At 54.0% G+C, this 19138-nt stretch carries 21 protein-coding genes; 12 read left to right on the forward strand and 9 right to left on the reverse strand.

Going from position 1 to position 19138, the window contains the following annotated elements:
• Nucleotides 1-27: 27 nt before the first annotated feature.
• Together lipB and Ga0123462_RS03340 are read left to right on the forward strand one after the other, a co-directional pair.
• Complete coding sequence (lipB, locus tag Ga0123462_RS03335) at nucleotides 28-672, forward strand: lipoyl(octanoyl) transferase LipB (RefSeq protein WP_232726590.1); 645 nt, start codon at nucleotides 28-30, stop codon at nucleotides 670-672.
• Nucleotides 673-762: 90 nt separating this feature from the next.
• On the forward strand, nucleotides 763-969 hold the full coding sequence (locus Ga0123462_RS03340; RefSeq protein ID WP_100264990.1) for a lipopolysaccharide assembly protein LapA domain-containing protein: 207 nt from the start codon (nucleotides 763-765) through the stop codon (nucleotides 967-969).
• Nucleotides 970-988: 19 nt separating this feature from the next.
• Here the strand turns inward: Ga0123462_RS03340 and mnmM are convergent, their stop codons facing one another.
• Both mnmM and Ga0123462_RS03350 read right to left on the reverse strand, forming a co-directional pair.
• Nucleotides 989-1561: a tRNA 5-(aminomethyl)-2-thiouridylate-methyltransferase MnmM gene (gene mnmM / locus Ga0123462_RS03345; protein ID WP_157821251.1), complete on the reverse strand. Its 573-nt coding sequence runs from the start codon at nucleotides 1559-1561 to the stop codon at nucleotides 989-991.
• On the reverse strand, nucleotides 1554-2618 hold the full coding sequence (locus tag Ga0123462_RS03350; protein WP_157821252.1) for an NAD(P)/FAD-dependent oxidoreductase: 1065 nt from the start codon (nucleotides 2616-2618) through the stop codon (nucleotides 1554-1556). The genes mnmM and Ga0123462_RS03350 overlap by 8 nt, the downstream gene beginning before the upstream one ends.
• Nucleotides 2619-2824: 206 nt before the next feature.
• Here Ga0123462_RS03350 and dksA point away from each other — a divergent pair, with 206 nt between their 5' ends.
• Entirely contained in the window at nucleotides 2825-3196 is a 372-nt protein-coding gene (gene dksA, locus Ga0123462_RS03355) for an RNA polymerase-binding protein DksA (RefSeq protein WP_100264993.1), read from the forward strand.
• A 68-nt stretch (nucleotides 3197-3264) separates the two neighbouring features.
• On the opposite strand, the gene Ga0123462_RS03360 is transcribed toward dksA, so the two are convergent.
• Complete coding sequence (locus Ga0123462_RS03360) at nucleotides 3265-3774, reverse strand: FKBP-type peptidyl-prolyl cis-trans isomerase (RefSeq protein WP_100264994.1); 510 nt, start codon at nucleotides 3772-3774, stop codon at nucleotides 3265-3267.
• Nucleotides 3775-3929: 155 nt separating this feature from the next.
• On the opposite strand from Ga0123462_RS03360, the gene dnaX reads away from it, so the two are divergent.
• Genes dnaX through Ga0123462_RS03405 form a run of 9 tightly spaced genes read left to right on the forward strand, consistent with a single transcriptional unit; the run spans nucleotide 3930 to nucleotide 11951 of the window.
• Nucleotides 3930-5618, forward strand: a complete 1689-nt coding sequence (dnaX, locus tag Ga0123462_RS03365; protein WP_100264995.1) for a DNA polymerase III subunit gamma/tau — start codon at nucleotides 3930-3932, stop codon at nucleotides 5616-5618.
• 48 nt (nucleotides 5619-5666) lie between these two features.
• Complete coding sequence (locus tag Ga0123462_RS03370; RefSeq protein WP_100264996.1) at nucleotides 5667-5981, forward strand: YbaB/EbfC family nucleoid-associated protein; 315 nt, start codon at nucleotides 5667-5669, stop codon at nucleotides 5979-5981.
• Nucleotides 5982-6020: 39 nt separating this feature from the next.
• A complete protein-coding gene (gene recR / locus Ga0123462_RS03375) occupies nucleotides 6021-6623 on the forward strand; it encodes a recombination mediator RecR (protein WP_198507386.1) in 603 nt (200 codons plus the stop codon).
• Nucleotides 6624-6630: 7 nt separating this feature from the next.
• Nucleotides 6631-7260 carry a YggS family pyridoxal phosphate-dependent enzyme gene (locus tag Ga0123462_RS03380; RefSeq protein WP_232726592.1) on the forward strand — a complete coding sequence of 210 codons (630 nt, stop codon included), beginning with the start codon at nucleotides 6631-6633 and terminating at the stop codon, nucleotides 7258-7260.
• Between the two features lie 25 nt (nucleotides 7261-7285).
• Nucleotides 7286-8089 (forward strand): pyrroline-5-carboxylate reductase, encoded by an 804-nt coding sequence (proC, locus tag Ga0123462_RS03385; RefSeq protein WP_100266471.1) that lies wholly within the window; start codon nucleotides 7286-7288, stop codon nucleotides 8087-8089.
• Complete coding sequence (locus Ga0123462_RS03390) at nucleotides 8089-8394, forward strand: YggT family protein (RefSeq protein WP_100264998.1); 306 nt, start codon at nucleotides 8089-8091, stop codon at nucleotides 8392-8394. Before proC ends, Ga0123462_RS03390 begins: the two co-directional genes overlap by 1 nt.
• Nucleotides 8395-8400: 6 nt before the next feature.
• On the forward strand, nucleotides 8401-10074 hold the full coding sequence (locus tag Ga0123462_RS03395) for an ArnT family glycosyltransferase (protein WP_100264999.1): 1674 nt from the start codon (nucleotides 8401-8403) through the stop codon (nucleotides 10072-10074).
• Entirely contained in the window at nucleotides 10059-11003 is a 945-nt protein-coding gene (locus Ga0123462_RS03400) for a glycosyltransferase family 2 protein (RefSeq protein ID WP_100265000.1), read from the forward strand. Before Ga0123462_RS03395 ends, Ga0123462_RS03400 begins: the two co-directional genes overlap by 16 nt.
• Before the next feature lie 33 nt (nucleotides 11004-11036).
• Entirely contained in the window at nucleotides 11037-11951 is a 915-nt protein-coding gene (locus tag Ga0123462_RS03405; RefSeq protein WP_100265001.1) for a lysylphosphatidylglycerol synthase transmembrane domain-containing protein, read from the forward strand.
• 65 nt (nucleotides 11952-12016) lie between these two features.
• Here Ga0123462_RS03405 and Ga0123462_RS03410 read toward each other — a convergent pair whose 3' ends face one another.
• From Ga0123462_RS03410 to Ga0123462_RS11320, 6 genes are all read right to left on the reverse strand, one after another.
• On the reverse strand, nucleotides 12017-12970 hold the full coding sequence (locus Ga0123462_RS03410; protein WP_100265002.1) for an AlbA family DNA-binding domain-containing protein: 954 nt from the start codon (nucleotides 12968-12970) through the stop codon (nucleotides 12017-12019).
• Between the two features lie 112 nt (nucleotides 12971-13082).
• On the reverse strand, nucleotides 13083-13670 hold the full coding sequence (locus Ga0123462_RS03415; protein WP_100265003.1) for a membrane-associated protein: 588 nt from the start codon (nucleotides 13668-13670) through the stop codon (nucleotides 13083-13085).
• 30 nt (nucleotides 13671-13700) lie between these two features.
• Complete coding sequence (locus Ga0123462_RS03420) at nucleotides 13701-14828, reverse strand: M24 family metallopeptidase (protein ID WP_100265004.1); 1128 nt, start codon at nucleotides 14826-14828, stop codon at nucleotides 13701-13703.
• Complete coding sequence (locus Ga0123462_RS03425; RefSeq protein ID WP_232726593.1) at nucleotides 14821-16200, reverse strand: YihY family inner membrane protein; 1380 nt, start codon at nucleotides 16198-16200, stop codon at nucleotides 14821-14823. The genes Ga0123462_RS03420 and Ga0123462_RS03425 overlap by 8 nt, the downstream gene beginning before the upstream one ends.
• 252 nt (nucleotides 16201-16452) lie before the next feature.
• Nucleotides 16453-18201 (reverse strand): putative bifunctional diguanylate cyclase/phosphodiesterase, encoded by a 1749-nt coding sequence (locus Ga0123462_RS03430; RefSeq protein WP_335645284.1) that lies wholly within the window; start codon nucleotides 18199-18201, stop codon nucleotides 16453-16455.
• A 230-nt stretch (nucleotides 18202-18431) separates the two neighbouring features.
• Entirely contained in the window at nucleotides 18432-19109 is a 678-nt protein-coding gene (locus tag Ga0123462_RS11320; RefSeq protein ID WP_157821253.1) for a hypothetical protein, read from the reverse strand.
• Nucleotides 19110-19138: the final 29 nt, after the last annotated feature.

Raw genomic sequence — 19138 nt, forward strand, 5'->3', positions numbered from 1 at the left:
TCAGATGGCGCTTGTAGTATTCGCAGCGTGATCAGAGAAAAGTTACTATATCAATGGCTGGGGCGACAGCCTTATGAGCCTGTATGGCGTAAGCTCTCTGCGCATGCCGGTGCGGTTGCGGGTGGCCTTGATAAAGAGATCATCTTTGCTTGTGAGCATGAGGCGGTTTACACGACAGGTCGCCGTGGTGTTGATAACAGAGTGGGCAGCACCCTTGCAGCACCCGTCGTGCACTCTGATCGGGGTGGCGAGATGACCTTTCACGGCCCAGGCCAGATCATGTTCTATCCGATTATCAATCTCCGGAGCCGGGAGATCGGCATCAAGCAGTACGTGCACCTTCTTGAGGAGTCCTGCATACGATTGCTGGCAGAGCACGGTATTGAAGCATGGCGAAAATGCGGGTTCCCAGGTGTATGGGCACGGGATGGAAAGATCGCTGCTCTTGGTGTGCGGGTAAGCCGCGGCGTGGCCTTTCACGGCATGGCGCTTAATGTGGATGTAGATCGCAAATGGTTTGCCGCCATCAACCCCTGCGGTCTTCAGCTGGGTATAGCCAATGTCACTGATTTCACTGAATCACCACTACTGTCCGAAATGGCCGAGCGCTGGCAGGCCATATTTCAGGCGCTGCTGCATGCCAACCATGTAAGTGGCGGGTGTCCTAAATAGCATCATGACAGCATCTCTGCTAACATTATACATAGGATGCTAATTAAGATAAGCGGACGAGCTTAACAAATTTGATCAGGGGGTGTTTCAATGAATAACAAGTTGGTTCTTCCGCTCACCCTTGCAGCTCTGGCAGTACTCTTCATCATTCAGAATGTCACGGTTGTCGAGATTAAGTTTCTTTTCTGGTCGCTCCAGATGTCGAGGTCACTGTTTATGATTCTCCTGCTTGCCATAGGGATGGCCATCGGCTGGTTCCTGCATGCGCACTTCCAGCATAAAAAGGAGAACGGATAACTCTGCAGTACTCTGGTTTTTACGGGATCGAACTGATTTCAATCCATTCCGGAGATGTTCCGCTATTCCCGGGTTGGTGAATGCAAACCTGATATGAATTTCTCGAGAGCCTGTTTGCCCAGGCCTTGGCAGCTTCGGTCTCCTCCCTTCCTCCAGCATGGCCGGGATAGGCGAGGATCGAGATGTAGCCATTTTTTGAGAGCAGTTGCAACGCACTGTTAAGTGCCGTGATCGTTGTCGACTCCCGCGTAATCACAGATTTATCTGCCCTTGGAAGGTATCCAAGATTGAAAACAATGATATCAACCTTGCCGTGATCAGCTTCGGGAATTCGTTCAAGCATGGTTTCGTGGCCGGCGCAGATCAGTGTCACCTGCTTGAGAAGCCCAGCCGCTGCCAGTCGAAGTTTTGTGCTGTCGATAGCCTGTTGCTGGACATCAAAGGCATAGACATGCCCTGACTCCCCGACATTCTCTGCGAGAAAGAGGGTGTCAAAGCCGTTTCCGGCCGTGGCATCAATGGCGACGGTATCTGAATGAATATGCCGAACAACGGCTCTGTGCACCTGTTCGGTCAGAGAAACCCTAACCATATGCAATTCTCGAGATGTCAGCCTCGGGCGGTAGCGGCAATCCTTTGCTCAGGCAGTCTGCAAATGCCGCGCTGTAGAAGGGGATCAGCATCGACCCCTTGGAGCCGAAGCCGTTGAAGATGCCGATTTCCGGACGAACCGGATGTAGCCCGATGAAGGGGTGCTTATCAAGCGTGTTGGGTCGCACGCCAGCCCGGTGGTCGAGCAGTGAGTATTCGATTGGGGAGGTAAGCAGCTTCTGCATACCGGCTATCAGTTCAGCCTTGCCTGCATCAGTTGGTTCAAGCGTCGAAAGATTGTGATCATAGGTGGCGCCGGTTTTGAAGTGGCCGTTTTGCAGCGGCAGTATCCATTTGCCGCCATTGATGATCTTCTCCGGCAGCTTCACATCCGTTTTGAGGCTGAGAATCTCACCCTTGGCGGGCTGGAACGGTAGCCAGTTGAACCATGGGTTCTCCTTGGCCATAAACCCTTCACAGAAGATGATTCGCGCGGCTTTAAAGCCGCGCCATTCAATGCCTTCAGAGGTCACGTTTAGATCTGCATGATCGAAAGAGAAGGGGTGGTAAAAACCCTGTGCGATAAAATAATCTCTAAGGCAGTCAAGCAGACTGTTGGTGTCGAGGTAACCGGTCTTTCTCTGCTCAAACAGCCCGTTCGGGGCATTCACGAGTGCAGGCGTCGGCAGGATGGTTCCAAGATAGGGTATATAGTCAGATTCAACAGTCCGTTTCTCGAATGTCTCCTTCTCATGCCGCCCTTTGATGATGCGCAGCATTGGCTTTTCATGAAAGAAGCACTGCCCGAACCTTCTCTCCAGACTTCGATAAAGAGTGACTGCAGCTGGAATGACAGTTTCAGCATAGGGCTGCAGCACAAGGCGTTTCCCGGTAACAGGATTAAACAGGCCTGCAGCCACACGGGAGGCAGATGGTAAGGATTCGTCACCAACCACCATGATCTTTTGTCCGTGTTGAATCAGTTGCCAGGCCAGCATGGAGCCCGCAAGTCCGTTGCCAATGATCAGGGTGTCAAACACGCTGTTTTCGGAGAACATGGAACGAATCATAGGGTGAATAGCTGAGATTGTCAGAAGCGAAGTGCTGTGCGGATGCATGGCTCATTTTAAGGTCGTCATGGCAGCAGTTTGTTGCTATAATCTCTTCAGGGCAGGTTTTATTTACACCATTCACCAGAATAGCTATCTTTCGCGCCCTTTTTGAGAACCCTGTCTGGAGTTTTCTTTTTGTTGGAGGAGTTAGAATGGCACTGACCAAGAAACAATTGGCTGAATTTGAGAAGCAACTGACTGAGTGGAAGGCTGAGCTTGAGGTCGGTCAGAGCGTAAATGTGCAGGCCATGACCGAGCAGGAGCAGACCTCTTTTCCTGATCCCACCGATCAGGCCAGCATGGAGACCGACCGCAATTTTGATCTGCGCATCAAGGATCGCGAGCGTCGGCTGATCAAGAAGATCGATCAGGCAATCACGCGCATTCATGATGGCGAGTTCGGTGAATGCGAATCGTGTGGTGGCGATATCAGCGTTAAAAGGCTGCATGCCCGTCCTGTAACCACCCTCTGCATCGAGTGCAAAACTGCCCAGGAGCAGGAAGAGCGCACCCGTCTCGATTAATAACTATTCCTGAACATAAAAAAAGCCCGCTATTTAGCGGGCTTTTTTTATGTTCAGGTCAATGACTCTTACCAGACAATATCCAGTAATTCGATTTCGCAGATCAGGGTTTCATTAGGGCCAACGCCATCATTGCCCCGTGTGCTAAAAGCCATGTGCGGTGGAATATAGACAATCCATCTGCTGCCTACAGTCATCTTGGTCAGCGTTTTTCTCCAGCCAGCGATGGCATGTTTGACATATACTTTAACCGGTTCGTCACTTCCAAACGAGTCGTTAATGACTGTGCCGTCGATGTGTGACATGCGCAGGTGGATATTTACATCGTCTGTCAGTTTCGGAGTGCGACCCTCAGGGTTGCTGGTAATCACCTTGTACTGAACACCGCCATCAATCGTGACAACGCCCTCCTTGCTGGCATTGGCCTCAAGGAACGCTTTGCCTTTCTCCAAATTTTCTGCAGCAATGCCTGTATCCACCTCTGGAGCCGGAGCTGAATTACTGCAACCTGCAAGTGCAATCAGAGCGCCGACTGCAAGGATAAAGATTTTGGATCGGTGCGATGTGTTCAGTTTCATGGCTTGCCCCTGTTAATAATATTAGCAAATACTAAAGTAATAAACCCATAGCGTCAATAGGCTTATTTTAATGGTGATTAATTGATCACCTTCTCCACGACAACAACTGCTGTTGCAGCCATTGCACCGAAGTAACCAAACCGTAGAGTGCCCTCATGTCTTACTTGGTACTGGCGCGCCGATGGCGACCACAGAAGTTCTCCGATCTTGTCGGTCAGGATGTGGTGGTGCGCACTCTGAAGAATGCCCTTGCCAGTGGCAACCTTGCCCATGCCTACCTGCTTTGCGGTATCCGCGGGGTTGGTAAAACCACAATTGCCCGCCTGATGGCGATGGCAGTGAATTGTGAGGCTCCTGTCGAAGGTGAGCCTTGCGGAAGCTGTACGGCATGTCAGGGCATTGCAAACGGCTCCAACCTTGATGTTCAGGAGATGGATGCTGCGAGCCATACCGGCGTTGATGATGTGCGGGAAATTCTCGATGGCGTACGTTATCCGCCCAGCACACTGAAGTTTAAGATCTACATTATCGATGAAGCGCACATGCTCTCCAAAAGCGCCTTTAACGCGTTGCTGAAAACGCTGGAGGAGCCTCCGGCGCGAGTTCTGTTTATTCTGGCAACTACGGAATCGGACAAGCTGCCGATAACCGTGCGCTCGCGCTGTCAGCGTTTTGACCTGCGCAGGCTGGGACAGGGCGAGATCGCTGCTTACCTGGAGCATGTTTTTGCATCGGAGAACATCACAGCCGATAGCGATGCAGTTGCTGCGATTGCAGCGGCGGCCGATGGCAGTGTTCGCGACGCTTTGTCACTGGCTGAACGTGTGCTTGCCTACAGCAGTGACAAGCTCTCCATTACCGATGTGCAGTCAGCACTTGGACTGGTCGGTTCCGAACTGGTGCGCAGGCTTTCGCAAGCACTGTTTGCAGGCGATGCGGCAGCTTCGATTGAGGTGTTGCGTGCGGCAGTAGGGCGGGGTCACGCTCCCCGGGCCCTGTTATTGGAGCTGAGTCGCTTGTGGCATCAGCTCTCCTGCCTGAAGGTCGATGCCTGCCTGGTTGGCGAAGAGGTAGATGGCGATTCGCGTGACTGGCTTGAAGCCCATGCTGATCTTCTGAGTCTGAAGGCGCTGGATCTGCGTTATCAGGTGCTGCTCAGTGGCATTCGTGATCTGGCCATCGTGGATGAACGCATGGGTTCTGAAATGGTGTTGATGCGCCTGTGTGGCCTGAACACCATCTCCCCGATTGATAGGGTGACGGTAGAGCCATTGCCTGCAATAGAGGAGCCCGGGAAGAACAGGAGCCCTGCACCAGCCAGGCAGAGGGCTACCATGATGTTTGAAGCGGTTCCCGAGCCTGAGGATGTCCAGCTCCAGGATCAGTCAGATGAGTTGCAATCCGATGAAGTTGCTGCGGCTGCAGAACCCGACCTGCCGATAGAGAATCAGCCTCCGGGCAGGGATTTCGGTGACTGGCAGCAGGTAGTCGAAGCATTTGGCAAGGTGAAACCGGGCGTATCGGCGATGCTGGAGCATGTGATCTGTGTCGAGTTTGGAAAAAAGGTAAGGCTGGCGCTGGATAAGCATCAGGAGCGTGCCATTGCCACTGCAGACCGTCTGGCATTTGCCGAGTGGTTGGGTCGCGAGGTATTCTGGGAGTCACAGAAGGATCATCAGGGCGAATCACTTTCGCAGGAGCGCGATCGCCAGGCCAGGAATGAAATAGCTCGGTTGCGCAAGGCAGCTCAGGATGATCCGCATGTTCAGGCGCTGATGCGCGAGATGGATGCGCAGCTGGTCAGGGTACTTCCGGCAGGCGTTCAGCCAGATGAAACGCCCTGAACACCCTTTACGTTTCAAGTTATATTTGATGTATGGAGCTATTGTAAAATGAATATCGCAAAAATGATGCAGCAGGCCAAAAAGATGCAGGAAAACATGCAGAAGATGCAGGAGGAGCTGGCTGCGATGGAGATCGGTGGTGAGGCCGGTGGCGGCATGGTTAAGGTATTGATGGGCGGCGATCGAACTGTACGCCGTATCACGATCGACCCGTCGCTATGGGATGAGCAGGACAAGGAGCTGGTCGAAGACTTGACGGCAGCCGCAATCAACAATGCATCACAGAAGGTAGAAGAGCTTGCCAAGCAGAAGCAGCAGGGGTTGATGGCGGGTATGCCGCTGCCTCCGGGCTTCTCGCTTTAATTTCTTCAGGTTGCTCATTCGTTGATCCATTTTCCGGGAATGCCTGCACCGCTCGGGCGGGTGGTCGAGATGCTGTCGACACTACCTGGCGTGGGGCCGAAGACTGCCATGCGTCTGGGCTTGAACCTGTTGTCGCGCCCTGCGTCAGAAACGGTTGCGTTGGCTGACGCGCTGAAGCTGCTGCATGAGCAGGTCGGATTCTGCGATATCTGCGGCTGCTTTGCTGAAAAAGGGCTATGTCAGCAGTGTGATGATCCGGCTCGCGAGGGAGACACAGTCTGCATTGTCGAGCAGCCGGTGGATGTGCTGATGATGGAGAGGGGGCACAACTACCGAGGCCATTATCATGTACTGCACGGTCGCTTAAGCCCGGTTGATGGCGTAGGCCCTGAAGAGCTGAACCTTGCCGCACTGGACAGGCGTGTGGAAGCCGGCATCAAAGAGTTGATTCTGGCTACCAGTGCCACGGTGGATGGCGAAGCAACGGCCCACTATATCGCACGCCGTTACCGTGATGCCGGTGTTCGCATTTCGCGTATTGCGCGCGGTGTTCCTGAGGGGGGCGAACTGGAATATCTCGATGAACACACCCTGAGCAGGGCGCTGGATCAGCGCATTTCATGGGACAATGGTTCCATCTAGGGGTTGCATGGATCCGCATCAGGAGATGGTTTCCCGCTGGCAGGCGCTTAAATCCGAACTGGATCAGGTAAAGCTGCTGGCAGTCAGTAAATATACCCCTGATGAGATGGTGCAGGTTCTGATCGATGCCGGCGAAACCGAATTTGGTGAATCGCGGCCGCAGTCGCTCAGGGATCGCGCAGAGAAGTGGCCGCAGTGCAACTGGCATATGATCGGGCCGCTGCAGAAGAATAAAGCAAAATATATCGGGCGCCATGCTGCCATGTGGCACAGTTGTGACGATATTGCGACCGCCGAGGCAGTGGCGCGCAGTGTCGAGGGGAGGGTGCTCCCCGTTCTGATTCAGGTCAATATTGCCGGAAACCCGAACCAGCGTGGTGTGGCACCCGATAAAGTGGCTGCGTTTGCACATGACCTCTCTCAGATTGAGGGGCTGAAGCTTGCCGGTCTTATGGGGATGGGGCCGCAGGGTGAGGGAGTGCGCGATGCATTCCGTCAGTTGCGAAGCTTGCGGGATAATCTCTTCGGTGGAAGCTTTGGCGAATTGTGTATGGGGATGAGCAATGATTACCGGATTGCTGTGGAAGAGGGCGCAACCATTGTGCGACTGGGATCGATGCTGTTCGGTTCCAGATAAAGTGTTCAGGAACTAAAGGATGACCATGCAGGATTTAAATATCGCATTTATCGGTGGCGGCAATATGGCCGAAGCGTTGATCGCAGGCCTGCGTCGGGCAGGACATGCCGCTGAGCGCATTATTGTGGCTGAGCCGCAGGCAGCGCGCCGCGACTTTCTTTCAAACAGCTATCAGATAAAAGCAGTCGCTGAGAATAGCGTAGCAGCAAGTGCGGCTGATCTGCTGGTTCTGGCGATGAAACCGCAACAGATGAAAGCCGCGGTTACAGGACTCGGCCTGCATCTGAAAGGCGATACCAGCGTGATCAGTATCGCGGCAGGCGTTACCACCGCATCCATGCGTGCATGGCTGGGTGCAGCTGCCAACATTGTACGCGTGATGCCCAACACTCCGGCGCTGGTGGGGGCGGGGATGTCGGTGCTGTTCAGTGATGCAGACGAGCTGCACAAGCAGCGTACGGAATATCTGCTTGATGCATGCGGTGAATCGCTTCGGGTGGAGAAGGAGAGCCAGTTGCATGCCGTGACTGCCCTTTCAGGCAGTGGTCCGGCCTACTTCTTTCTGCTGACAGAGGTGATGCAGGCAACAGGCGAAAAACTTGGTCTTTCACCTGAACTGGCTGCAAAACTCGCGGCTCAGACAGCTCTTGGTGCAGGCAAAATGCTGACCGAGAGCGACCGCTCTGCTGCAGAGCTCAGACATCAGGTTACCAGTCCGGGCGGTACCACCCAGGCGGCACTCGATGTGATGTATGAGATGGGGCTTCCCGATGCGGTACGCAAGGCGGTTCTGGCAGCAAGTAAGAGATCAGAGGAGTTGGCGGGCTGATGTATATTCTCGGTTATTTTCTGCAGGCGCTGGCCGGCGTGATTCATGTGTTGCTGATGACAGCAATGTTTGTGGTGATTGCCCGTGCGGTCCTTTCGTGGGTATCTCCCGATCCCTACAACCCGATTGTTCGGCTGATCAACCAGTTCTCCGAACCGCTGCTATTCCCTGTGCGTAAAAGGGTCCCCTATATCGGCGGCATCGATCTTTCGCCGTTAATCGTGCTGCTGGCTATCATGTTTCTGGATAACTTTCTCGTTGCTACGCTTCAGCGCATGGCCTTTCAGATGATTCAGGGCGGTTAATCCGCCTTGGTTCACAAACACGAGTCCATTCTGAAACAGCCGCTTTTCTGGCTGTTGATTATCTGTGCAGTCAATTTTTTTGCTTTCCTCGGAGGTCATACCCTCTGGGATGTCGATGAGCCGAACAATGCGGTGTGCGGCCGTGAAATGTGGCTGGAGGGTAACTGGTGGGTGCCGATGTTCAATGGTGACTACCGCTTTGATAAACCCATCCTGATCTACTGGCTGATGATTCCGCTTCATGCGCTGTTCGGCGTCAACGAGTGGACGGCGCGACTGCCATCAGCAATGGCCATGACAGGGCTTGTGGCTGTGATCTGGTTTATGAGTCACAGGCTGATCACGGCTGCCGGCTTCCATGTCAGAAAGATTGAACATGAGATCATTCCGCTGATGGCGGCAGGGCTATTCGCTACGGCACTGCATATCGCCGTGATTGCGCGTGCAGCCGTTCCCGATCCGCTCTTGATGCTCTCGCTCGGCTTCACGCTGCCGGCACTGCTGGTTGTATGGCTGGAAGGCAGAGAGAAGGCGCCGGAGGCTATGCCACGGCTGCTGATCGCCGCCTATGTTGCTATTGGTCTTGGCGTGCTGGCCAAAGGGCCGATTGCAGGATTGATGCCGCTGCTGATCATGGCCTCTTTTCTGACACTGATGAAGGATTGGAAAAACTGGCATCTGTTTCAGCCATTCAGGGGGGCTTCGATCGCGCTGCTGGTAGCCGCACCGTGGTACATTGCGGTGGGGGTGCTTACCGATGGCGTCTGGCTTGAAGGTTTCATCTTCCGGCACAATATCGAGCGATTTACCGATCCGCTGCAGGGGCACAGGGGTTTCCCCGGGCTCTATATCCTGACCGTTCTGGCCGGCTGGTTCCCCTGGAGCGGCCTGCTTGCTGCGATGCTTGCGTTCGGGGCATGGCGACTTGAGGCACTGCGCAGGGATCCTTTGCGCCTCTTCATGCTCTGCTGGATCGGCGTCTATATCCTCTTCTTCAGCATCGCCAGCACGCAGTTGCCGAACTATGTGCTGCCGCTATTCCCCGCAGCAGCATTCCTGATGGCCTTCGGCTGGGCGGAAGCCCCGGACAGGCTGCGCAACAGGGCGCGCCTGTGGCTTGCCTGGGGCGCATTGGTGCTCTCGCTGGCCCTGGTGATCGGCGGCGGTATCGCGGTTGAGAAGATGTGGCCCGGAGAGGGGTTTTATACTTTGGCCATGCTGCCTGTGGCACTCGTTTCAGGCTGGTGGCTGCTCAAAAGAAAAGGGGAGTTGTGGGCGCCTCTGGCATTTGCGATGCTGTTCTCCATTCTGCTGCTGACCGGCTGGTCGATTCCCGGTATCGATCACCACAAGATCAGCAGCAGCCTGGCTGCGAAGGCGGATGCGGAAGGGTTTAACAGCCAGAATCTTGCGACGTTCCACTACTTCCAGCCTTCGTTGCTCTACTATCATGGCGGGCGCCTGCCGATGCTGACCAGTGTGCAGGAGGTTGCAACGTGGCTGGAAGAGGGGAGAGGGCTGGTGATCGCGCAGGAGGCACTGGAGCTGTTGCCAAAGGAGATTGTCCCCTATCTAATCGTGCATGATCGCGTTTACGGTATGTATGCGCGGCGATGGCTGCTTCTGGTAAGCTTGCAGCCAGTAGAGGAAGGGGAGGAGATACCATGGCCGAAACATTGATCTCGATTGTCGTACCGGTGTACCGCGAAGAGGAGAATGTTCCGCTGCTGGTGAACGAGGTGGCAGAGAAGCTTGCCGGTGTCGATTACGAACTGATTCTTGTCGATGACGGATCGGATGACGGAACCGTCGCAGCGGTGAAAAAGGCGCGTGCAGCAGATCCGCGTGTGATACTGGTGCAGCTGCGTCGTAATTTCGGTCAGACCGCAGCAATGAGTGCCGGTTTCGATCAGGCCTGTGGCCAGTATGTCGTATACATGGATGGCGACCTGCAGACCGATCCGGCCGATATCCCCAAGCTTCTGAAACGTTTGCAGGAAGATGATCTCGATATGGTCAACGGCTGGCGCAAGGATCGCCAGGATGCCAGCCTGTCACGAAACTTCCCCTCCAAAATTGCCAATGCGCTGATCCGCAGCTCCACGAATGTTCGCATGCACGATTACGGCTGTCCGATGAAGCTGATGCGCGCCGATGTCGCGAAGAACCTGCGTATCTATGGCGAGCAGCACCGTTTCCTTCCGGCTCTTGCCTCGATGTATGGTGCAAAAATCGGTGAGGAGGTGGTGACGCACAGGCCACGCCAGTTCGGTGAGAGCAAATACGGTATCGGACGCACGGTTCGCGTACTTGTCGATCTGCTGCTGGTGCTCTTTTTCCAGCGTTTCACCGATCGCCCTCTGCAGCTTTTCGGGCCGGCAGGGCTGATCTCGCTCGCTGCCGGTATTTTTATCGATCTGTGGCTGACCATGGATAAGCTGATTTTCGGAGCAGAGCTTTCCGCTCGCCCCATGCTCCAGCTGGGCTCCCTGCTGATCGTTACCGGTATTCTGCTTTTCGGTATCGGGCTGATGCTTGAGATGCAGGCACGCACCTATTACGAAGCCACCGGCCGACGCCATTACAGCGTAAGAAAAGAGGACGAATAGAAGTTGTTCGATCGCTTCAGGCAGTAACGAATCATGCTCTGGATTAAACTCCTTCTTTCTGCGCTGCTGCTTGGCTATCTCATATGGGCACTCGATCTCGCTGCTATTGTCGAGCTACTGAAAACGGCCGACTGGTCGCTGGTCGTGGCTGCCACGTTATGCCTGATCATCGGCCAGATTTTCTCTGCCATCCGCTGGGCCTGGCTGGCACGGGGGCTCGGCCTGACCGTGCAGGTCGGGCGCAAGATCCAGCTCTATTTTCTCGGCATGTTTCTAAGCCTTTTCCTGCCATCGATTATCGGCGGCGATGTGGCGCGCGGTTATCTCCTGGCCAAAGGGCGGGCGAAGGCCGGCTGGCCGGCTGCAGCCAGTGTGATTCTCGAGCGTCTGAACGGCGTGGTGGGGCTGGCCATGGTGATCTCCTTCTGCATGCTCTTCCTCGATATCCCGGCGCACTGGGTCTGGCTCTGGAACGGTGGCCTGATGCTCGGATTCCTGCTGATGCTCAGCACCGGATTTTGGTGGCCGAAGCTTGCGGCCTCAGCATGGCAGGGAAAGCTCTCCGGCTGGAAGGAGCTTCAGATTGCCACACCTGAATTTTCAGCCGCATGGTGGAAAAGCCTGCCGGTGTCGCTTCTCTTCCAGTTGCTCGTCGTGCAGGCGCATGTGTTCCTTGGCGCTGCTGTAGGCTTGGAACTCTCCTGGTATGCCTACGGCTTTATCGTCTGCCTGATCGCGCTGGCATCGGCACTGCCTATATCATTTAACGGTTTCGGAATTCGTGAGGCGGGCTATGTCGGCCTAGCCGTCTGGTTTGGCGGCGCATCCGAGGCAGCCGGTGCGATGGCCGCTCTCTGGGTGCTGGTGCTTCTGATCGCAGCGATTCCGGGCGGTATTGTGCTCTGGAAGCTCGGTGGTACGAAGGTTCTTCAGAAAGAAACGAACTGATTTCCTATGGCTGTTTCCGGCCAACTACGGTCATTCGAAGTTCAGCAAATAAGGTAAGGCCGCTCTTATCGCGGTATGAATATGCTTGAACTTTCTGCATCACAGGTTCCCCCTATAATGGCACTTACCTGAAATTGATCGTGGGTTGATGGTGAGTCCACGGCGCTTAAGTAGGCATGAAGAGTTATATCCCTATTACCCTGTTCAATTTCTTCAATAAGTGCTGCGCCAATTCTGATGTGATCAACATCGAGATGTGATCCCGGATGAATCACATCATTTGTATTTCCGCCATAGACAAGGTTGCCAGCTAGGGCGGTGATCACCGAAACCAGACCTCGATTGCAGTTTCCATCAATGCCGTAGGTTGATCGAGAAATGCAGGGCGGGTCTGACATAATGCGCAAAGATGGAGCTATTGCTGATCCTCGGCCAATATTAATGAGTCTTAATAGGAATAGTTTGCTGGAGTGTTCATCACGGAGACCAGGGAGGACAAGGAGTCTCAACTTTGCCTGCTTCCTTTTCCCAAACATATCGGCAACTTCAAAGTGTTCCATCTTTAGGAACTTATCTCCGGAACGTTTGAAATACTGATCCAACGAAGCTTTGGCCATATGGGGGCCGGAATCGCTTTCAGGGACGATTGTGACAGCGAGTCCGCGCTCACCATCTGTGGGAACCCTTTTGTGAAGAACCCCGTTAATGGAGGGACTCACTTCGCTGGTGAACTCATTCAGTTTGGAAACAAATCTGGCAACATTATCAATATCAACAATGCCTTGGGCGCAATCAATGCCATCTTCATTTGCTCTGGCGTCAACCCCCCAAACAACAATTCCACCTTCAGAATTGGCAAATCCAGACAGCGCTTTAGCTAGGTTCTTCCTGTCAGCCCTACCCATACTGGATTGTTCAACGCACTTAAAATCCAGATGAACCGTTTCTTCTTTTTGTTCGCTGATCCACTCCTGAATCAGTTCAAGGTTTATTCTTTCGTAAAGTTCCTTATGAGGCATGTTTGCATCCCCCCTATGGCAAAGGAATGTACCCTAAATCTCAAGTTACTGCATGTCCGGTTTTGGCCGCACCGAAGCTGCCACTCGAATCGTTTCATAATAATGGCCGATATCAGGAGATCAGAAGCATCAGCCAGTGGGTCGGCAGGTAGATCAGCAGCGGAAAGCCGGCCATGAGCAGGGCGAGATAGAGGAGGGGAGGCAGGCGCTGCTGCGGCCTGTCGCCAAGCCCGTATACCCAATTCACATTCTCCTTCGGATTGCTGGCCAGATAACTGGCCGGCAGCACGATCCACGCCAGCAGTGTCTGCCAGAGCAGTGCCCGCCCATCATAGCCGAGAGCGAAGACCATCCAGAGCAAAAGCAGCGGAAGGAAGATATGGAAGAGTGAGAGGGCGCGCAGGTAGCGCGGAAGCCGTTGATCGAACATGTAGTTGGCCAGCCCGCCAATCGGCCTGCCGGTAAGCACTCCTGAGAAGAAGCCGACATTCCAGAGTATCTCCGGCAGCAGTACGGCCAGCAGCATCATACTGGCCAACAGCGAGCTCTCGAGCCAGAGCGCCGGCACGGCGAGGACCAGGGCAATATCGGAGAACCAGAGATAATTGCTTGGGCCATATTTGAACCAGTAGATCACGAGGGTGACCGCCACAAAGAGCGAATAGGCGACCTTCAGCCAGAGCGGCAGAAGTTCGGTCAACGTATTCCCGTGCGCATGAAGAGTCTGCTACTAGTCGATCTCAAGCCTGCGCTTGTGGTTGGTAAGGTTGTCGCAGCCGCCACCGCGCACCACCACCATATCCTCGATGCGTACACCGCCGAGGCCCGGGTAGTAGAGGCCGGGCTCGACAGTAACCACCTGGCCTGCCTTGAGAATGTCGCTTTTCACCGAGATGCGCGGCGCTTCATGGATCTGCAGGCCAACACCGTGGCCGGTGCCGTGGAAGAAGCCGGTCTGCCTGCCGCGGATCATTTTTGTGGGGTAGCCCTGCCTGTCGAAGTGGGTCGTAATCGCCTGATGAACTGCAGAGCCATCAATACCTGCCTGTACCATCGACAGGCCGATATCCTGCCCTTCACGCACGGTGTTATAGAGCTTCCTGACCTCCGGGGTTGCCTTGCCTTTGACATAGGTGCGCGTCATGTCTCCCCAGTAACCAGTTGATAATACGCGCGGGAAAATATCGATGATGATCGGCTGATGCGCCCGGATAAAGCCGCTGCCGACGTTATGCGGATCGGCTCCCTCTTTTCCGCAGGCGACAATCGTGTGGGCAGGCATGGCGCCGTTGCCGATCAGGAAGGTTTCGATGGCGCGACGAACATCGGCAGCTTTCACCTTTTTGCCTGACTGGCTATCGCGCAGGATGCCGTCACTGCCAACAGAGCAGGCCGCCAGATAGTTTTCAGCCTGCATCATGGATTGCCTGGTCAGCTTCTCCGCATATGCAAGATGTCTGATCTCCAGTTCGGTTTTGACTGCACGTTCCGGAAAGAAAGCGCCTTCGCTGGCCCTGACCTCAAACCCCCATGATTTCAGCTGTTCGGCATAACCGAACGGGAAATGCGGAGGCACTTCAATTTTCTTTAACTTGCGCTCCTCGAGAAAGGCGGCAGCTACAGCGGCAAGGCCGCTGCGGCCGGCATTCTCTGCAGACAGTCTGAAGAGGGCATCAAGATGTATATGGTCGAAATTGGAATCTTTGCGGGCACGATCTACCTCGAGCGGGGAGAAAAGGCCATGCCACTCGCTGTTCATCTCGACTGCGATAAAGGCATCGGGAACAAAGATGCCCGCGACATAGAGCATGTCCGCATCATGTTCAGAATCAGCAATGATAAGTCGGGCTTCAGTCATTCATCGACTCGTTCAGAACCTCTTCCAGGGCATCATCCTTCTCCTGTTCCCGCTCCATGATATCCTTGATGTTCATGCCCTTTAGCAGGCCGGAACGTTCACGGCCCAAACGGAAATAGAGTCCTGCAAGCTGACGGCCCAGCGAGGTCTCCTGCCACTCCTCAGGGACCTCCATCGGCACCTCGTTCAGGCGGAGAAAAATCTCGTACAGGCTCATCTGCTCGGCATCAAATCCCGGCACCCAGCCCGGCGCTTCATCGCCTGACTCGGTGTAGCGAAGCAACTTGATGGTGCAGAGCGTGTCCAGCCACTCCTGCAGAATATTGTTCGGCAGATCAGTCTCTTCAATCAGGTGCCCCATCTTTAACGTGCTTCCTGCACGAACTGCCTGGGCAGCCCGCAGCAGGATAAGGTGCGAGAAGAATTGACGGATACCCGGCTGCTGGAAGCTGCTCTGCTGCCGGTGCGACTGCTCGGGGTGCTGCAGACAGAAGGCAACCTCGGAGCCGATCAATACGACCACCCAGACCAGATAGATCCAGATTAGGAAGACCGGCAATGTGGACAGGGCCCCGTAAAGGCGTTCGTAGTCGACTACTTCGGTAACATAGAATGCGAAGCCGAATTTGGTCCATTCGAACAGTGCGCCTGCCACCAGGCCGCCGACGGCAGCATAGCGGAAGGGCACCGAGGTGTTTGGCAATACGCTGTACATGGTCGCCATGGCCAGCGAGGACATCAGCCATGGCACAAGAAACGGTGCTTCCCGGATATAGGAGGCGCCTTCAGCCACCTCTTTGATGACCGGCAGGGCCGTGAAGTATGAGGTGATGGTGATGGAGGCGCCGATCAGGATCGGGGCAAGCGTGAGCGTTGCCCAGAAGGTGACAAACTTGGAGAGCCATGCACGGGCGCGGGTAATACGCCAGATATCATTGAATGCCTCCTCAATCGTGTTGAGCAGGGCGGTGGCAGTGAAGAGAAGTCCGAGCACACCGAATACGGAGATGGCGGTGGTTTTATCGGCGACGGTGCCCAGATAGTCCTGTACGACCTGCTGGCTGGTGGGCAGCAGGTACTCCAGCAGTGAGTTGCTGATGCTGCCAGCCATCGCATCAAATGCCTGGAAGCTTGTGAATACAGAAATTCCGAGTGCAACCATCGGCACGATTGCCAGCAGTGACGCATAGGCGAGGGCTGAGGCACGCTGGATACAGCGATCGTCGATAAAGCGCATAATGACCCGGTAGGCAAAACGCAGAAGGTGGGTGGCGTGGCGATAGAGGGCGGGAAGGCTGGCAATATCTGCAACATCCATTTCCAGGGCTTTGGAAAGCTGCTGTGAAAGTTTCGGTTTTTTTGAACCGGCCATGCCATCCTCCTGAAAATATCGCGCTATGTTCACTATCTTAGTGGATTACAAAGAGAATAAAAGAGAAAACATGGTTGATTCGGCGATGCAATGATCTCCTTTGCGATGAAGAAAAGCCGGACTCAGCAGGGGAGTGCGCCGCACATGGTTACGCCACGGCGGCTGGTGTAGCGGATCGGAACTGCATCGATCCCGATATATTCAGATGGAGTTCAATGAAGGCGGTTTTTTGCCGGAGGGGTTGGGGCTTGTTTAAGACCTGTTTTTGTTGCGAATATAACTCTCGAATTCGTCAGCAGGCAGTGGTTTGCTGAAGTAGTAGCCCTGGATTTGGTTGCAGTTGTGCGTTTTCAGCCAGTTGTGCTGGTCGGAATCCTCAACCCCTTCACAGATGACATTAAGATTCAGGTTGTGCGACAGCCCGATAATCGCTGCGACGATTTTTGCATCATCATTGCTGTTGGTTACATTATCGATAAATGATTTGTCGATTTTCAATTTGTTGATCGGGAAGCGCTTCAGGTAGCTGAGGGATGAATAGCCGGTGCCAAAATCATCAATCGCCAGATCAAGCCCCATCTCCGAAAGTAGCTCCAGCTGCTTAATCGTGCTGTTAATGTCGTTCATGATGATGCTTTCGGTGATTTCCATCTCTAGAGCGTTTGCGTTCAGTCCGACCGAGTCCAGTGCCCTGCGAATCTTGGCAATCAGTTCCCGGTCGGAGAATTGGCGCGCCGAGAGATTGACTGCAACTTTCAATCCTGTCAGTCCCGCCTCTCCGCTATTCTGCCATGCTTTGGTCTGACGGCAGGCCTCATGCACGACCCATTCACCGATGGGGGCAATCAAACCGGTCTCTTCGGCAACCGGAATGAAATGGAACGGAGGCATCATGCCTTTCTCAGGATGGTGCCAGCGAATCAGGGCCTCCATGCCCAGAACTTCGCCAGTATGGGTGTGAACCTGGGGCTGGTAGTGAAGCACAAACTCATCGCGCTCAATCGCCTTTCGCATGGCGCTTTCAAGGCTTAATCGATTGATGGCGGATCTCTGGATGGATGGCTTGAAGAACTGATAGCTGTTTCGCCCTTCAGATTTCACTTTATACATCGACTCTTCCGCATGCTGAAGAAGAGATTCGCTGTCCTCGCCATCGCCGGGGAAGATAACGATCCCGGTGCTGATGGTGACAAACACCTCCTGCCCGTCGATATCAAAGGGTGTCTCCAGGGTGCGCATTAATTTCCTGGTAACCAAACTTGCATCTTCCGGATGGGCCAGCTTGGCAAGCAGTATGGCAAACTGGTTGCTGCCAAGGCTTGCAATGACGTCATTGCCCCGCAGCTGGCCTTCCAGTCGCTCAGCAATCAAACGCAGCAAGGCGTCGCCTTTGCTATAACCCAGGGAGTCGTTGACCACCTTGAAATTGTCAATGTCGATCAGGAGTACGCCGAGCTGAAAGTTTTGCCGTTTGGCGTTTTCCTGCTCCTGGGCCAGTATCCCTTTAAACAGATGGCGGTTAGGCAGTTGCGTATTCTGATCGTAGGAGCTTGATCTCTCTTCTGTATCCCGGGCTTCGATAATATGAATGTAGTGCGTGATATTGCCCTGTTCATCTGAAGCGGAAACGGTGGTTCGAACGGTATTGAGCGTGGAGTTATCTTTTTTTCTGAGGTTTATATGCGATGTCCAGATACCTTCATTCTCCGGACTCTCCAGTTCGGGGTGCTCAAATACTTCTGCTTGTTGTGGTTCAGGATAGAGCAGGCTTGATGGTTGTCCGAGCAGGTTTTCCTTGGAGTAGCCTGTTAAGGCGCTGAAAGCTGCATTGATGCGTATGATTCGATGCTCTTTATCAGTAATCATGACAGCACCGGAAACAGGCTTGTGTTCAATACTCATTCTGACCGCAGTCTCTCTTTTCGACTCGAACTGACATTCATGGAGGCACCTTGATCCCCGGAAAATGATATTGCTTCTTTGCCATTGGACAGGCCAGATTCAGCTGGCCGCTGGGGCTGTGGAGCCACGTGTCATTTAACGGTCAGGGTCCGGGAATCTTTAATTAAGTGTAAACCATGTCAGTCGAATATCAAGGTGAGTGGGGAAGCGCTTGCTGTTCCCTGTACGGATCATCGTTTCAATGACCAGGATAAGCTGGTTCGGAACTGTTTTGCGGATAAAAAAAGCCGCCCGGAAGGCGGCTTTTAATGAATTGAGATAAAGGTTGGTTACTTTTCGGTTGAGCAGACCAGCTCTTCTTCGACTTTACCGGCCTCAATTTCATCAATGATTCTCTGGTAGTGCTCGTTCACAGGGCAGCCGCAGGTGTGCTGGGATGTTGCGTGCAGGCGAGCCTGTTCAATATGCCACTGTGCAACTTTCAGGTGTTGATCAACGTTCATGTGATATCCTCTACTTAAAACTTCGTTGTTTGCATCGGTATGCAATGTAAGCGAAAGCCTAGCAGTTGTAGTGGTAAATAAAAAGTTGAAGGCGCGGGTTGATGCCCCTTTCATTTTTGCGGCGATTGCCTGGTCCTGGAACGGAAAATTCGGCTGCTTTGAAATTGCAGGTGGAACTGCTATTGCAGATGGATAAGTATTGCTCTTGTGTTGCATGCTCGGCAAACCATGAAATATTTGTAGCAGCAGGGAGATGGAATGGCCAATCAGCAAAAAAGTACCTGGAAACCCGGCAAAAGGGACATGTTGTTTCTTGGTGTCGTGGCTGCTGTAGTGCTGGTGCTGGTGCTGGGGAGCGGGGAACGAAAAACCAATCCGGTTCCTAACGATGAGGTGCATCAGGGCGCCTCTACCATGGCAGAGTGCATGGGTTGCCACGGCAATGAGGGCGTGCGCCCGCAACCGAAAGGACATATTCAGGGCGGGCAGTGTTTCCAGTGCCACCTTCAGCCAGAGGGCTGGCGAGGAGCTGC

The organism is Mariprofundus ferrinatatus, from assembly GCF_002795825.1.
Taxonomy (GTDB): Bacteria; Pseudomonadota; Zetaproteobacteria; order Mariprofundales; family Mariprofundaceae; genus Mariprofundus; species Mariprofundus ferrinatatus.

Excerpts from the sequence above, each read along its gene's own strand:
- Ga0123462_RS03340 (WP_100264990.1), top strand. The coding sequence starts at position 763 with ATGAATAACAAGTTGGTTCTTCCGCTCACCCTTGCAGCTCTGGCAGTA.
- mnmM (WP_157821251.1), bottom strand. The coding sequence starts at position 1,561 with ATGGTTAGGGTTTCTCTGACCGAACAGGTGCACAGAGCCGTTGTTCGG.
- Ga0123462_RS03350 (WP_157821252.1), bottom strand. The coding sequence starts at position 2,618 with ATGTTCTCCGAAAACAGCGTGTTTGACACCCTGATCATTGGCAACGGA.
- dksA (WP_100264993.1), top strand. The coding sequence starts at position 2,825 with ATGGCACTGACCAAGAAACAATTGGCTGAATTTGAGAAGCAACTGACT.
- Ga0123462_RS03360 (WP_100264994.1), bottom strand. The coding sequence starts at position 3,774 with ATGAAACTGAACACATCGCACCGATCCAAAATCTTTATCCTTGCAGTC.
- dnaX (WP_100264995.1), top strand. The coding sequence starts at position 3,930 with ATGTCTTACTTGGTACTGGCGCGCCGATGGCGACCACAGAAGTTCTCC.
- Ga0123462_RS03370 (WP_100264996.1), top strand. The coding sequence starts at position 5,667 with ATGAATATCGCAAAAATGATGCAGCAGGCCAAAAAGATGCAGGAAAAC.
- recR (WP_198507386.1), top strand. The coding sequence starts at position 6,021 with ATGCCTGCACCGCTCGGGCGGGTGGTCGAGATGCTGTCGACACTACCT.
- Ga0123462_RS03380 (WP_232726592.1), top strand. The coding sequence starts at position 6,631 with ATGGATCCGCATCAGGAGATGGTTTCCCGCTGGCAGGCGCTTAAATCC.
- proC (WP_100266471.1), top strand. The coding sequence starts at position 7,286 with ATGCAGGATTTAAATATCGCATTTATCGGTGGCGGCAATATGGCCGAA.
- Ga0123462_RS03390 (WP_100264998.1), top strand. The coding sequence starts at position 8,089 with ATGTATATTCTCGGTTATTTTCTGCAGGCGCTGGCCGGCGTGATTCAT.
- Ga0123462_RS03400 (WP_100265000.1), top strand. The coding sequence starts at position 10,059 with ATGGCCGAAACATTGATCTCGATTGTCGTACCGGTGTACCGCGAAGAG.
- Ga0123462_RS03405 (WP_100265001.1), top strand. The coding sequence starts at position 11,037 with ATGCTCTGGATTAAACTCCTTCTTTCTGCGCTGCTGCTTGGCTATCTC.
- Ga0123462_RS03410 (WP_100265002.1), bottom strand. The coding sequence starts at position 12,970 with ATGCCTCATAAGGAACTTTACGAAAGAATAAACCTTGAACTGATTCAG.
- Ga0123462_RS03420 (WP_100265004.1), bottom strand. The coding sequence starts at position 14,828 with ATGACTGAAGCCCGACTTATCATTGCTGATTCTGAACATGATGCGGAC.
- Ga0123462_RS03425 (WP_232726593.1), bottom strand. The coding sequence starts at position 16,200 with ATGGCCGGTTCAAAAAAACCGAAACTTTCACAGCAGCTTTCCAAAGCC.